10 protein-coding genes and 1 tRNA gene are annotated in these 13,544 nt (G+C 73.6%); 8 read left to right on the forward strand and 3 right to left on the reverse strand.

What is annotated here, in order from left to right; translation table 11 throughout:
- Positions 1-128: 128 nt before the first annotated feature.
- Positions 129-3,347, reverse strand: coding sequence for a S41 family peptidase (locus ACFY00_RS36665; RefSeq protein ID WP_388038198.1), 3,219 nt, complete (start codon positions 3,345-3,347; stop codon positions 129-131).
- A gap of 68 nt (positions 3,348-3,415) precedes the next feature.
- On the opposite strand from ACFY00_RS36665, the gene ACFY00_RS36670 reads away from it, so the two are divergent.
- The 3 genes from ACFY00_RS36670 (at position 3,416) to ACFY00_RS36680 (ending at position 6,161) form a co-directional block, all read left to right on the forward strand.
- Positions 3,416-3,793 carry a hypothetical protein gene (locus ACFY00_RS36670; protein ID WP_388038201.1) on the forward strand — a complete coding sequence of 126 codons (378 nt, stop codon included), beginning with the start codon at positions 3,416-3,418 and terminating at the stop codon, positions 3,791-3,793.
- Between the two features lie 164 nt (positions 3,794-3,957).
- Positions 3,958-5,640 carry a chitinase gene (locus tag ACFY00_RS36675; RefSeq protein WP_388038204.1) on the forward strand — a complete coding sequence of 561 codons (1,683 nt, stop codon included), beginning with the start codon at positions 3,958-3,960 and terminating at the stop codon, positions 5,638-5,640.
- A 134-nt stretch (positions 5,641-5,774) separates the two neighbouring features.
- A complete protein-coding gene (locus ACFY00_RS36680) occupies positions 5,775-6,161 on the forward strand; it encodes a VOC family protein (RefSeq protein WP_388038207.1) in 387 nt (128 codons plus the stop codon).
- A gap of 52 nt (positions 6,162-6,213) precedes the next feature.
- On the opposite strand, the gene ACFY00_RS36685 is transcribed toward ACFY00_RS36680, so the two are convergent.
- Positions 6,214-6,287: transfer RNA gene (locus ACFY00_RS36685), tRNA-Lys, on the reverse strand.
- A gap of 112 nt (positions 6,288-6,399) precedes the next feature.
- On the opposite strand from ACFY00_RS36685, the gene ACFY00_RS36690 reads away from it, so the two are divergent.
- A complete protein-coding gene (locus ACFY00_RS36690; RefSeq protein ID WP_388038210.1) occupies positions 6,400-7,980 on the forward strand; it encodes a Na+/H+ antiporter in 1,581 nt (526 codons plus the stop codon).
- Between the two features lie 174 nt (positions 7,981-8,154).
- Positions 8,155-9,819 carry a glucose-6-phosphate isomerase gene (gene pgi / locus ACFY00_RS36695; RefSeq protein ID WP_388038212.1) on the forward strand — a complete coding sequence of 555 codons (1,665 nt, stop codon included), beginning with the start codon at positions 8,155-8,157 and terminating at the stop codon, positions 9,817-9,819.
- Between the two features lie 67 nt (positions 9,820-9,886).
- Here the strand turns inward: pgi and ACFY00_RS36700 are convergent, their stop codons facing one another.
- A complete protein-coding gene (locus ACFY00_RS36700) occupies positions 9,887-10,504 on the reverse strand; it encodes a GntR family transcriptional regulator (protein WP_388038215.1) in 618 nt (205 codons plus the stop codon).
- A 57-nt stretch (positions 10,505-10,561) separates the two neighbouring features.
- Here ACFY00_RS36700 and ACFY00_RS36705 point away from each other — a divergent pair, with 57 nt between their 5' ends.
- From ACFY00_RS36705 to ACFY00_RS36715, 3 genes are read left to right on the forward strand one after another with little or no spacing between them, the layout of a single operon-like run.
- Entirely contained in the window at positions 10,562-11,356 is a 795-nt protein-coding gene (locus ACFY00_RS36705; RefSeq protein WP_388038218.1) for a (Fe-S)-binding protein, read from the forward strand.
- Positions 11,353-12,771 carry a lactate utilization protein B gene (locus ACFY00_RS36710; protein ID WP_388038221.1) on the forward strand — a complete coding sequence of 473 codons (1,419 nt, stop codon included), beginning with the start codon at positions 11,353-11,355 and terminating at the stop codon, positions 12,769-12,771. The genes ACFY00_RS36705 and ACFY00_RS36710 overlap by 4 nt, the downstream gene beginning before the upstream one ends.
- Positions 12,768-13,403 carry a lactate utilization protein C gene (locus tag ACFY00_RS36715; protein WP_388038224.1) on the forward strand — a complete coding sequence of 212 codons (636 nt, stop codon included), beginning with the start codon at positions 12,768-12,770 and terminating at the stop codon, positions 13,401-13,403. Before ACFY00_RS36710 ends, ACFY00_RS36715 begins: the two co-directional genes overlap by 4 nt.
- Positions 13,404-13,544: the final 141 nt, after the last annotated feature.

Here is a 13,544-nt window from a genome sequence, read left to right on the forward strand (position 1 = left end):
GCGGGGTTCCCGCTGCGCGGGGCTTTCCGCTGCGCGGGCCTCCTCCGCTGGCGGTGGTTCCTGCTGTGCGGGCCTTCTCCGCTGCGCGGGGCGGCCGCCCGGCGCAGCGCAGCGGGTCGCGGCGGGGTTCAGGGGCGTGGCGGTAGTGGGGGGCGGCGGAGGTCGGGGCGGGGGGTGTCGGGGGGTGGGGGTGTGGCGGCGGGGGTGGCGGTGAGGAGGGTGAGGGCGAGGTCGACGGCGGCGGCGAGGTCGGTGTGGTCGCCGCGGGCCCAGTCGTGGGGGGTGCGGACGACCTCGATGTCGGGGTCGACGCCGTGGTTCTCGACGGAGAAGCCGATGCCGCCGGTGAACCAGCTGGCGTTCTTGGGGACGGAGATCTGGGTGCCGTCCCCGAGGGCGTGGCGTCCGGTCATGCCGACCACGCCGCCCCAGGTGCGGGTGCCGACCACCGGGCCCAGCGCGAGCGCCTTGAACGCGGTGATGATGACGTCGCCGTCGGAGCTGGTGGCGTGGTCGGCGAGGGCGACGACCGGGCCGCGGGGCGCGTCGCGGGGCCAGCGGACGGGTTGCCGGCCGCGGGTGAAGTCCCAGGCGAGGACCCGGCGGTGGAGCTTCTCCAGGACGAGTTCGGAGACGTTGCCGCCCGCGTTGCCCCGGACGTCCAGGACGAGCGCGGGGCGGGCGAGTTCGGAGCGCAGGTCGCGGTTGAACTGGGCCCAGCCGGAGCCGCCGAGGTCGGGGATGTGCAGGTAGCCGCAGTCGCCGTCGCTGAACTCCCGCACCAGGTGGCGTCGTTTGGCGACCCAGTCCTGGTAGCGGATGGGCCGTTCGTCGGTGAGCGGGGTGACGGCGAGGCGCCGCACCCGGCCCTCGTGGCGGACGGTGAGTTCGACGGTGGTGCCGCCGGTCCCGGCGAGCAGCGGGGCGGGGCCGCGGACGGGGTCGGGCGGGCGGCCGTCGACGGCGAGGAGTTCGTCGCCGTCGTGCAGGCCGTGCCCGGCGAGCGGGGCGCGGGCCTTGGGGTCGGAGGACTCGCCGGGCAGGATGCGGTCGACCAGCCAGCGGCCGTCGACGTCGCGGTGGGCGTTGGCGCCGAGCAGGCCGAGGGGCTGCTGGGCGAGGGCGGGGCCCTCGCCGCGGCGGGCGGGGGTGACGTAGGCGTGCGAGGTGCCGAGTTCGCCGAGGAGTTCGCGCAGCAGGTCGGCGAAGTCGTCGGGGGAGGCGATCCGCTCCAGCAGCGGGGCGTACTGGGCGGTGAGGGCGGGCCAGTCGAGGCCGCACATGCCCTCGTCCCAGAACTGGTCGGCGACGATCCGGGCGGCCTCGGCGTAGGACTGCCGCCACTCGGCGGCGGGGTGCACGGTGTGGGTGATGCGGCGCAGGTCGACGGGGACGGGGGCGCCGGGGGCGGCGAGCGGGTAGAGCTTGAGCGACCCGGCGGAGAACACCGAGACCGCGGAGCCGTCGGCGGAGACCGCGAAGCCGTCGAGCTGTTCGACCAGGGTGGTGCGGCGGCCGCGGGCGAGGTCGAAGTACTCCAGGGCGGGGCGGCCGGAGGTGTCCTCGGGGTTGGCGAAGGTCTGGCCGAGGGCGCCGGAGATCGGCCAGCGCAGCCACACCACGCCGCCGCGCACCGCGGCGGTGGCCGAGTACTTGGAGGCGATCACCGGGAAGGGCACGAGCCGCTTGCCGATGCCCGCCTCGTCGACGTGCACGGTGCCGTCGCCGGTGGCCTCCTCGGGGTCGAGGCCGACCGGCGGGCGGCCCTCGGCGGGGGAGGCGAACGGGGAGGGCGTCCCGGCGGCGAGCGGGACGAGGTAGGGGCGGCAGCCGAGCGGGAAGGACAGGTCGCCGGTGTGCACGTCGTGGACGGGGTCGAAGCCGCGCCAGGAGAGGAACACCAGGAAGCGGCCGTCCCGGGTGAACACCGGGTGCTCGTCCTCGAAGCGGCCGGAGGTGACGTCGACCTTCTCCCCGGGCCGGGCGGTGCGGGCCAGCCGGATCGCCCGCAGCGAGCGGCCCGCGACCGGTTCGGACCAGGTCAGCCAGCGCGAGTCGGGCGAGAAGGACGGGCTGGAGACCGGGCCGAAGCGGGAGGCGGCGACCTCGGTGACGGCGCCGTCGGCGGTGTCGACCAGCAGCAGCCGCCCGTCCGAGCAGGCCACGGCCAGGCGCCCGCCGTCCGGGGCGGCGGCCAGCTCCTGGACCCGGCCGATCCGGCCGCCCGCGATCCGCCGGTGCGGGGGGTGCTCGTCGGCGGCGTCCTTGCCGGGCAGCGCGGCGATCTCGATCGCGTCCTCGCCGTCGGCGTCGGTGACCCAGGCGGCCTGGTTGCCGTAGCCGAGCACCAGCGGCAGCCGGCAGCGCACGCCCGGGGTGTCGGCCAGCACCCGGGCCGGTCCGTCGCGGTGGGTGAGCCAGTACAGCGAGCCGCGCACGTTCAGCACCCCGGCCCGGCCGGTGGCGTCGCAGGCCAGGTCCTTGACGTTGTTGGCGGCGCTGACCTGGTACGGCCGCCGCCCGGCCCGGGCGCCGCCGAGCGGGACGTCCAGGCGGCGCGGTGCGGGGGCGTCCAGCGAGTCGAGCAGCCACAGGTCGCCCGCGTGCTGGTAGACCACCCGGACGCCGTCGGTGGCGGCCTCCCGGGCGTAGTACGAGGCGTGGTCGGTGTGGCGGCGCAGGCCGGTGCCGTCCGGGAGGACGGAGTACAGGTTGCCGACGCCCTCGTGGTCGGAGAGGAACGCGATCCGGGTACCGTCGGCGGACGCCACCGGCATCGGCGAGGCCAGGTGCCCGGGCAGGCCGGGCAGCAGCAGGTCGTGGTCCACCCACAGCCGTCCGGTCGCGCCGCCGCGGTAGCGCTTCCAGAACGCGGGCTCGTGCGGCGCCGCGTCGGTCAGCAGCACCGTGTGCCCCTCGCCGACCTGGGCGTCCGCGACCGGCCCCCACGGCATCCGCCGCCCCGGCGCGCCGTCCGGCGGCAGCTCCCACGCCCAGGCGTAGTGCGCGAACGGCTCGTGGTACGAGGTCACCGCCAGCACGTCCCCGTTCGGCAGCCAGCCGCGCACCCGGGTGTCCTGGCTGCCCCAGTACGTCAGCCGCACCGACTCCCCGCCGCCCACCGGCGCGGTGAACACCTCCGGCGTCAGCGCGAACCAGCTGGTCCATGCCAGCACCTCGCCGTCCGGCGACAGCCGCGGGTGGCTGACCCTGGTCCGGTCCGCGCTCACCCGCCAGGCCCGGCCCACCGAGCCGTCCGGCGCCAGCGGCGCCACCCAGGCGTCGTCCTCGGCGGTGAAGGCGAGCAGACCGCCGCGTACATGGGGGTAGCGCAGGTATCCGGACACCCTTCCATGGTTCGATCGGCGGCCGGGGCCCGCAAACGCGGCCCCGCGACCGGCGGGAGGGGAGCGCGGTGGAGGCACCGGAGCGGCTGCGGCGTATCTGGGCGGGGGAGCTGGCGGTGCCGGCGTACGGGCCGCGGGTGGCGGAGGTGTTCGACGAGCCGGCGGGGTACCGCTTCGACCTGTTCGGGCCGGAGGAGGTCGCCGCGGACACGGCGGCCCTGAGGCGCGAGGCGGCGGACCCGGAACTGCGGGCGCTGTGGATCGAGCCGGGGATCGGCGTCGACCCGGAGCGGGTCCGGCTGATCGGCTCCCTCGGCGCCGACCTGCCGATCGCGCTGGACTTCCGGACCGAGCCGCCCCGGGTGCTGTTCCTCGCGGTGCCCGGTTGGCGGGTGGTGGCCGAGGACCTCGACGCGCTGTGGGAGCGGCTGACGGCGGGTCAGTGAACCGTGCTCCCCCGTCCATTGACAGGGGGGAGTCACAGCCGCTTCAGTGGTCTAGTCCAACTCCCTGGGTGGGTGCCGGTGCGGCGGCACGCCCCCGGCCGGGAACCCCACAGCCCGGCGGACGGAGGAGGGCGTCCCCCACACAGAGGCAGGAGCATCCCCACATGCACACTCCCCGGAAGAAGCGGCTGCTCGCCGCCGGAACGGCCTGGGCGGTCGCCGCCGCGGGCGCCGTCGCGCTCAGCTTCGGCCTGGCCGGCTCGGCCTCGGCAGGCGAGTTCCTGGTCAACGGCGGTTTCGAGACCAACGCACTGAACCCCTGGACCTGCACCGGCGCCACCGGCTCCGTGGTCACCGGCCACGCCCACACCGGCAGCTACGCGCTCGCGGGCGCCGCGTCCGCGGCCGACACCGCCCAGTGCACCCAGACCGTCGCGGTCGCCCCCAACACCACGTACACCCTCAGCGCGTACGTCAACGGCGCCTACGTCTACCTCGGCGTCAACGGCGGCACCTCGACCTGGACGCCGAGCACCGGCGGCGCCTACCAGAAGCTCTCGGTCAGCTTCACCACCACCGCCACCCAGACCTCCGCCACCGTGTTCACCCACGGCTGGTACGGCCAGGGCACCTACTACGCGGACGACGTCTCGCTGGACGGCCCCGGCGCGCCCGCCTCGCCCTCCGCCAGCGCCAGCCCCTCCCGCTCGGCCTCGCCGTCGCCCTCGGCGTCCGCGTCCGCGTCGCCCTCCGCCTCCGCGTCGCCGTCGACCTCGGCCGGCCCGTCCGCGAGCCCGTCCACCTCGGTGCCGCCCACCAGCCCGCCGCCCGCGGGCAGCCACGCCCTGGTCGGCTACCTGCACGCCAGCTTCGCCAACGGCGCCGGGTACCTGAAGATGGCCGACGTCCCCGACAGCTGGGACATCATCGACCTGGCCTTCGGCGAGCCGGACTCCATCACCGGCGGCACCATCCACTTCAACCGCTGCCCGGTCACCGAGTGCCCGGGCGTCGAGTCCGACGCCGACTTCAAGGCGGCCATCGCCGCCAAGCAGGCCAAGGGCAAGAAGGTCCTGCTGTCGATTGGCGGCCAGAACGGCGAGGTGCAGCTCACCACCACCGCCGCCCGCGACAACTTCGTCAACTCGGTCTCCGCGATCATCGACAAGTGGGGCCTGGACGGCCTCGACATCGACTTCGAGGGCCACTCGCTGTCGCTCAACACCGGCGACAACGACTTCAAGAACCCGACCACTCCGGTGATCACCAACCTGATCTCCGCGGTCAAGACCCTCAAGGCCAAGTACGGCGCGAAGTTCCAGCTCACCATGGCGCCGGAGACCTTCTTCGTCCAGCTCGGCTACCAGTACTACGGCTCGGGCCCCTGGGGCGGCCAGGACCCGCGGGCCGGCGCCTTCCTGCCGGTCATCTACGCCCTGCGCGACGACCTGACCCTGCTGCACGTCCAGGACTACAACTCGGGCTCGATCATGGGCCTCGACAACCAGTACCACAACATGGGCGGCGCGGACTTCCACATCGCGATGACCGACATGCTGCTCTCCGGCTTCCCGGTGGCCGGCAACGCCAACAACGTGTTCCCGGCGCTCAAGCCCTCGCAGGTCGCGATCGGCATGCCGGCCAACACCTACGCGGGCAACGGCTACGTCGCCCCGGCGGTGGTCAACCAGGCCCTCGACTGCCTCACCAAGGGCACGAGCTGCGGCTCCTACACCCCGCGGGCCGGCAAGCAGCCGAACCTGCGCGGGCTGATGACCTGGTCGATCAACTGGGACAACTACAACAACAACGAGTTCTCGAAGAACTTCCACGGCTACTTCGGCTGAGAGCCGCCGCGGCAGCGGTGACGGCGGAGCCGGTCGCCCCCTCGTGGGGTGGCCGGCTCCGGTCGTCCTGGGGCGGTGGACGCCGCTGTTCGACCGGCGGGGAGGACGCGCCTAGCCTGGGGAGGGAGGAGGTGATGGCGATGCTGGCAGACGCACCCCTGCTCGCGGTGATCCCGGTGACCGACCTCGAACGGGCCAAGCGGTACTACCACGACACGCTCGGGCTCACCGTCGCCCGGGAGAGCGCCGAAGAGGTGGTCTTCCGCTGCGGCAGCACCGAGTTCGGGATGTACGAGACCCCGTACGGCGGACAGGCCGAGCACACGCTGGCCAGTTGGAAGGTCGCCGACCTGGACCGCGAGGTGGCCGAACTGCGCGGCCGCGGCGTGGTGTTCGAGGAGTACGACCTGCCCGGGCTGAAGACCGTGGACGGGGTGGTCGAGGCCGACGGCATGCGGGCCGCCTGGTTCAAGGACCCGGACGGCAACGTGCTGTGCGTCAACGAACTGCACGAGGCGTGAGAGGACCGGAAACGCCGAAGGCCTCCCCGGAGGGAGGCCTTCGACCTGTCGGTGCGCCGCCAGGGACTCGAACCCCGGACCCGCTGATTAAGAGTCAGCTGCTCTAACCAACTGAGCTAGCGGCGCGTGCTGACGGAGAGAACATTACCTGGTCAGCGCCCGAAACACACAATCGGCCCGGCCGGGGCGCGGACGTATGCTGAAACCGGCGCACCCGCACCTGCCGAGAGGAACCACCGTGGGCCAGCTGACCCTGCTCTTCCTGGTGCTGCTCGCCTCGGTCGTCACGATGCCGCTGGCCCGCCGGAGCAGGATCCCGCAGCCGGTGCTGATGACCATGGTCGGTCTGGTCTTCGCGGTCGTCCCGCAGATCCCCAACGTCCAGATCAATCCCGAGTTCATCCTGCCGCTGGTGCTGCCCCCGCTGATCTTCGCGGTGGCCCGGCGCTCCTCGGTCCGCTACTTCAAGGCCAACATCCGCTCCATCCTGCTGCTGGCCGTCGCCCTGGTGGTGGTCACCACCACCGCGGTGGCGGGCGTGTTCAGCTGGCTGGTGCCCGCCGCGCCGCTGGCCGCCGCGGTCGCGCTGGGCGCGCTGGTCTCCCCGCCGGACCCGGTGGCCGCGGTCGCGGTGGCGGGCGAGGTCGGGCTGCCCCGCCGGCTGACCGCGGTGCTGGAGAGCGAGGGGCTGTTCAACGACGTCACCGCGATCGTCATCTACTCGCTGGCCGTCGAGGCCGTGGTCGACGGCGACCTCTCGGTGGGCCGCGCGGTGGAGCGCTTCCTGCTGTCCGCGGTGGTCGCGGTGGCGGTCGGCGTCGGGCTGGGCTGGCTGAACGCGAAGATCGCCGGGTTCCTGGACGACCCGACCCAGCAGGTCGCGCTGAACCTGCTCGTCCCGTTCGCCGCGTACGTGCTGGCCGAGGAGGCGCACGGCTCCGGCGTGCTGGCCGTCGTGGTCTGCGCGCTCTACCTCGCCGACCGGGCCTCCGACGCCGACGAGGTCTCCTACCGGCTGGTCGGCAACGCGTTCTGGGAGATCGTCGAGACCCTGATCACCGGCGTCGCGTTCGGCCTGATCGGCCTGGAGCTGTCCACCGTCCTGAACGACGTCAAGGACACCTGGCACACCATGATCGGCGACACCGCGATCGTCCTCGCCGTGGTCGTGCTGCTGCGCCTGCTGTGGCTGCTGCCCGCCGCCTGGATCTCCAAGCGGGTCACCCACGGCGAGGAGGACACCCCGATCAGCTGGCGGGAGACCGTCGTCCTGTGGTGGTCCGGCATGCGCGGGGTGGCCACCGTCGCCCTCGCGCTCGGCCTCCCGCTCGCCCTGCACGACGGACTGCCCTTCCCGGCCCGCAGCGAGATCGTCTTCATCGCGTTCAGCGTCGTCCTGTTCACCCTGGTCGTCCAGGGCCTCACCCTGCCGTACGTGGTCCGGCTGCTGCGCCTGGACGACGCCCACGACGAGCACGAGCAGGCCGTCCGCGAGCTGTGGTGGCGCGCCGCCAAGGCCGGGCTGCACCGGCTCGCCGAACTGGAGGAGGAGGACCAGCTCCCGCCCGAGATCACCGAACGGCTGCGCGAGCGCCAGCACGACCGCCTCGCCCGGCTCTGCCCGGAGAAGTACGAGGAGGAGGAGGCGCTGGAGGCGAAGCGCCGCGGCAGGCAGTGGCGGCAGGCCTTCGCCGTCGAGCAGGAGATGATCGCCGCCTCCCGCCGGGAGGTGCTGGTCGCCCGCGGCGAGGCCGGGGCCGACCCCGAGGTCGCCGACCGGGTGCTGCGCGCGCTCGACCTCCAGTCGGCCCGGAAGTGACGTCCCGTCGACCTCTCGTGGTGGACCGCTGTCCCGCCGCCCGCAGGGCATAGGGTTGGGGGCGGGCAAGGCCGTCGACGGAGCCGGCACACGCACACGTACCCGCCGGGCCCGGCGCGACCCTCCCGTCGGAACCTGCCGGTACCAGCACCCGTATGACGCTAGGAGCAACCGATGTCGGACACCCCCGCCAACGGCCGGACCCCGTTGGACCGCACCCCGCAGTGGGCCGCGCTGGGGAAGCACCGGGCAGAACTGGGCGAACAGCACCTGCGCGGGCTGTTCGCCGCCGACCCCGGGCGCGGCGCGCGCTACACCCTGCAGGTCGGCGACCTCCTCGTCGACTACTCCAAGCACCTGGTCACCGACCGCACCCTGGAGCTGCTGCGCGAACTCGCCGCCGCGACCGGCGTGGCCGAGCTGCGCGACGCGATGTTCCGCGGCGAGAAGATCAACACCACCGAGGACCGGGCCGTCCTGCACACCGCGCTGCGCGCGCCCCGCGACGCCGTGATCGAGGTCGACGGCGAGAACGTGGTGCCCGCCGTGCACGCCGTCCTCGACAAGATGGCCGCCTTCTCCGAGCGGATCCGCTCCGGCGAGTGGACCGGCCACACCGGCAAGCGGATCCGCAACGTCGTCAACATCGGCATCGGCGGCTCCGACCTCGGCCCCGCGATGGCCTACGAGGTGCTGCGCTCCTACACCGACCGCGACCTGACGGTCCGCTTCGTCTCCAACGTCGACGGCGCCGACCTGCACGAGGCCGTCCGCGACCTGGACGCCGCCGAGACGCTGTTCATCGTCGCCTCCAAGACCTTCACCACCATCGAGACCGTCACCAACGCGGTCGTCGCCCGCGGCTGGCTGCTGGAGCAGCTCGGCGCCGGGGACGAGGCCGTCGCCAAGCACTTCGTGGCGCTGTCCACCAACGCGCAGGGCGTCGCCGACTTCGGCATCGACACCGCCAACATGTTCGAGTTCTGGGACTGGGTGGGCGGCCGCTACTCCTACGACTCCGCGATCGGCCTCTCGCTGATGATCGCGATCGGCGCCGAGCGCTTCCAGGAGATGCTGGAGGGCTTCCGCCTGGTCGACGAGCACTTCCGCACCGCCCCCGCGGAGCAGAACGTCCCGCTGCTGCTGGGCCTGCTCGGGGTCTGGTACGGCGCGTTCTTCGACGCCCAGGCGCACGCCGTGCTCCCGTACTCGCACTACCTGTCGAAGTTCACCGCGTACCTGCAGCAGCTCGACATGGAGTCCAACGGCAAGTCCGTCGACCGCGAGGGCAACCCCGTCGACTGGCAGACCGGCCCGGTGGTGTGGGGCACCCCCGGCACCAACGGCCAGCACGCGTACTACCAGCTGCTGCACCAGGGCACCAAGCTGATCCCCGCCGACTTCCTCGGCTTCGCCAGGCCGGTCGCCGACCTGCCGCCCGCGCTGGTCGCCCAGCACGACCTGCTGATGGCCAACTTCTTCGCCCAGACCCAGGCGCTGGCCTTCGGCAAGACCGCCGAGGAGGTCGCGGCGGAGGGCGTGCCCGCCGAGCTCGTCCCGCACAAGACCTTCCGCGGCAACCACCCCACCACCACGATCCTGGCCACCGAGCTGACCCCGCACGTCCTCGGCCAGCTGATCGCCCTCTACGAGCACAAGGTGTTCGTCCAGGGCGCGGTCTGGAACATCGACTCCTTCGACCAGTGGGGCGTCGAGCTCGGCAAGGTGCTCGCCAAGAAGATCGAGCCGGTCCTGCTCACCGGCGAGGGCACCGAGGCGCTGGACGCCTCGACCGCCCACCTGGTCGGCCGCTACCGGGAGCTGCGCGGCCGGGAGTAGCCGTCCGGCGGCGTGCGCGGAACAGGGGTCGGAGGCGGTGCGCCGCCTCCGGCCCCTCGCGCGTTCCTCAGGCGACCCGGGCCAGCAGGGAGTCGGCGTGGGCGGTGACCAGGTCGCGGGCGGCGGCCGGGTCGGGGACGGCGAGGGCGCGGGCCAGGGCCAGGTGCTCGGCGTGGTCGCGCTCCGCGTGGGCGGCGGTCGCCGTCGCGGCGGCGGAGACGCGTACCTGGCGGTCCCAGAGCGTCTCGTACAGCGAGGTCAGGACGGGGTTCCCGGCGGCGCGCAGCAGGGTGAGGTGGAAGTGGCGGCCGGCCTCGACCGGGTGCGGGTCGCGGTGCTCGCAGGCGGCGAGCAGCTCCTCGGCGGCGGCGGTCAGCGCGGCGGGGCCGCGGGCGGCGAGGGCGTCGATCGCGGCATGCTCGAACAGGACCCGGGCGGCGAGGACGTCGCGGGCCTCGCCCGGGGCGATCGGGACGACCTGGGCGCCGCGCTTGGGGTACAGGCGCAGGAAGCCCTCGGACTGCAGGCGCAGGAACGCCTCCCGGACGGGCGTGCGGGACAGGCCCAGCTCACCGGCGACGACGCCCTCGGAGAGCAGCGTGCCGCCGGGCCAGCTGCCGTCCAGCAGACGGGTGCGGACGTGCTGGTAGGCCCGGTCGGCGGTGGGGAGGGCGTCGGTCGTCACCCGGACATTCTGTCACGCACCCCGTCTTGCATCTAAGGTTGCATCTATGATGTGGTCATGCCCCCGAACCCACCGCGCCCCCGCACCGCCCTGTTCGTCACCTGCCTGAACGACACCCTCTTCCCCGGCACCGGCCGGGCCACCGTCACCCTGCTGCGCCGCCTCGGCGTCGAGGTCGACTTCCCCGCCGCCCAGAGCTGCTGCGGACAGATGCACTTCAACACCGGCTACCGCAAGGAGACCGCCAGGCTCGCCCGGCACTTCGTCGACACCTTCGCCGACTACGAGGAGATCGTCGTCCCGTCCGCCTCCTGCGCCGGGATGCCCACCGAGGCCCACCCGCTCGCCGCCGAGGCCGCCGGGGACCGGGGGCTGGCCCGGGCGGTGGCCGAACTCGCGCCCAGGGTCTACGAGTTGACCCAGTACCTGACCGACCGGCTGGGCGTCGAACAGGTCGGCGCGTACTTCCCGCACCGGGTCACCTACCACCCCACCTGCCACAGCCTGCGGGCCACCGGTCTCGGCGACCGGCCGCACCGGCTGCTGCGCGCCGTCGCCGGGATCGACTACGTCGAACTGCCCGCCGCCCAGGAGTGCTGCGGCTTCGGCGGCACCTTCTCGGTGAAGAACCCGGCGGTCTCCGGCGCGATGAACGGCGACAAGGCCCGGCACGTCCTGGAGACCGGCGCGCACGTGCTCGCCGCCGTCGACAACTCCTGCCTGATGAACATCGGCGGCCGCCTCACCCGGGACGGCCACCCGGTGCGCACCCTGCACCTCGCCGAGATCCTCGCCCGCACCGAGCGGGACGGGCCGCTGCCCGGCGTCCCCGTCGTGGAGGCCGTCCGATGACCAGGTCCTTCCTCGGCTGGCCCGCCTTCCCCGAAGCCGCCGAACGCGAGGTCGGCAACCGGCAGTTGCGCGAGAACGTCCGCCGCGCCACCGGCACCATCCGCGGCAAGCGGGCCGTGCTCGCCGCCGAGCGCCCCGACTGGGAGCAGCTGCGCGACAGCGCCGCCGCGATCAAGGACCAGGTGCTGGCCGGGCTGGAGCCGTACCTGCTGCAGGTCGAGGAGAAGGTCACCGCAGCCGGTGGCACCGTCCACTGGGCGCGCGACGCCGCCGAGGCCAACCGGATCGTCACCGACCTGGTCCGGGCCACCGGCGAACGCGAGATCGTCAAGGTCAAGTCGATGCTCACTGAGGAGATCGGCCTCGACGCCGCCCTCGAAGCCGCCGGGATCAGCGCCCGCGAGACCGACCTCGCCGCCGCCATCGTCCAACTCGGCGACGACCTGCCCTCGCACGTGGTCGTCCCCGCGCTGCACCGCAACCGCACCGAGATCCGCGACCTCTTCGTCCGCGAGATGGGCCGCCACGGCCGACCCGCCCCCGAGGGCCTCACCGACGACCCCGCCGAACTCGCCGAAGCCGCCCGGCTCCACCTGCGGGAGAAGTTCCTCGGCGCCAAGGTCGCCGTCTCCGGCGCCAACTTCGTGGTCGCCGAGACCGGCACCCTGGTCGTCGTCGAGTCCGAGGGCAACGGCCGGATGTGCCTGACCCTCGCCGACACCCTGATCTCCGTCGTCGGCATCGAGAAGACCGTCCCCACCTGGGCCGACCTGGAGGTCTTCCTCCAACAGCTGGCCCGCAACGCCACCGGCGAACGGATGTCCCCCTACACCAGCACCTGGACCGGCACCACGGACGGCGACGGCCCGCGCGCCTTCCACCTCGTCCTGGTCGACAACGGCCGCACCCGCGCCCTCGCCGACCCGGTCGGCCGCCAGGCCCTGCGCTGCATCCGCTGCGGCGCCTGCATGAACACCTGCCCCGTCTACGAGCGCACCGGCGGCCACGCCTACGGCTCCGTCTACCCCGGGCCGATCGGCGCGATCCTCAACCCGCTGCTCAAGGGCCTCGACGAGGAGCAGACCGCCTCCCTGCCGTACGCCTCCACCCTGTGCGGCGCCTGCAACGAGGTCTGCCCCGTGCGGATCCGGTTCACCGACGTGCTGCTCGACCTGCGCGCCCAGGTCGCCGACGGCGGGAAGCACCCGGTCGAACGCGCCGCGCTGGGCGCCGTCGGCGCGGTGATGGCCCGCCCGGTGGCGTGGAAGGCCGCCGTCAAGGGCGCCGGACTGGTCGGGCCGCTGCTGCCCGCCCGCACCCCCGTCCCCGGCTGGACCGACAACCGCGCCCTGCCCGACGTCCCCCGGGAGTCCTTCCGCAGCTGGTGGAAGCGGAACGAAGGAGAACACGCATGACCGCCGCCCGCGAGGAGATCCTCCGCCGGATCCGCGCCGCCGCCGTCCCGCCCGCCCCCGAACCGCCCCGTCACTACCTGCGCCACGCCCCCGGCCTCGACCCCGACGACCGGGAGGCGGTGCTCGCGCTGTTCGCCGAACGGCTGGAGGAGTACGGGGCCCGGGTGCTGCGCACCGACCGGCCCGGGCCCGCCGTCGCCCGCGCCCTGACCGAACAGGGCGCCCGCAGCCTGGTCGTCCCCGACGGACTGCCCGCCGAGTGGACCGCGGAGTGGGAGGCCGAGGAGGGCGGGCGGGTGCGCACCGACCGGCCGCCGCTCGGGAAGGCCGAACTCGACGCCACCGACGCCGTGCTGACGGGCTGCGCGGCCGCCGTCGCCGACTCCGGCACCCTCGTCCTCGACGGCGGACCCGCCCAGGGGCGCCGCGCCGCGACCCTGCTGCCCGACCTGCACGTCTGCGTGGTCCGCGCCGAACAGGTGTGCTCCGCGCTGCCCGGCGCACTCGCCCGGCTCGACCCCGCCCGGCCGCTTACCTTCGTCAGCGGGCCGTCCGCCACCGCCGACATCGAGATGATCCGGGTCAAGGGCGTCCACGGGCCCCGGCGGCTCGCGGTGGTCCTGCTGGGCTGACGCGGGACTAGGGTCCGTCTTCAAACCCCCGTCGCAGCCCTGCGGTGTCTGGTGCGTGCTCTCGGCGTGCCGGGTGGAAGGCCTCGTACTGGGTGTACTTGGTCTTTCGCCCGGTGCGGCGAGAGGGCGTGCCAGGCGTCG

Origin of the sequence: Kitasatospora sp. NPDC001540 (genome assembly GCF_042894345.1) — a bacterium.
Taxonomy (GTDB): domain Bacteria; phylum Actinomycetota; class Actinomycetes; order Streptomycetales; family Streptomycetaceae; genus Kitasatospora; species Kitasatospora phosalacinea_C.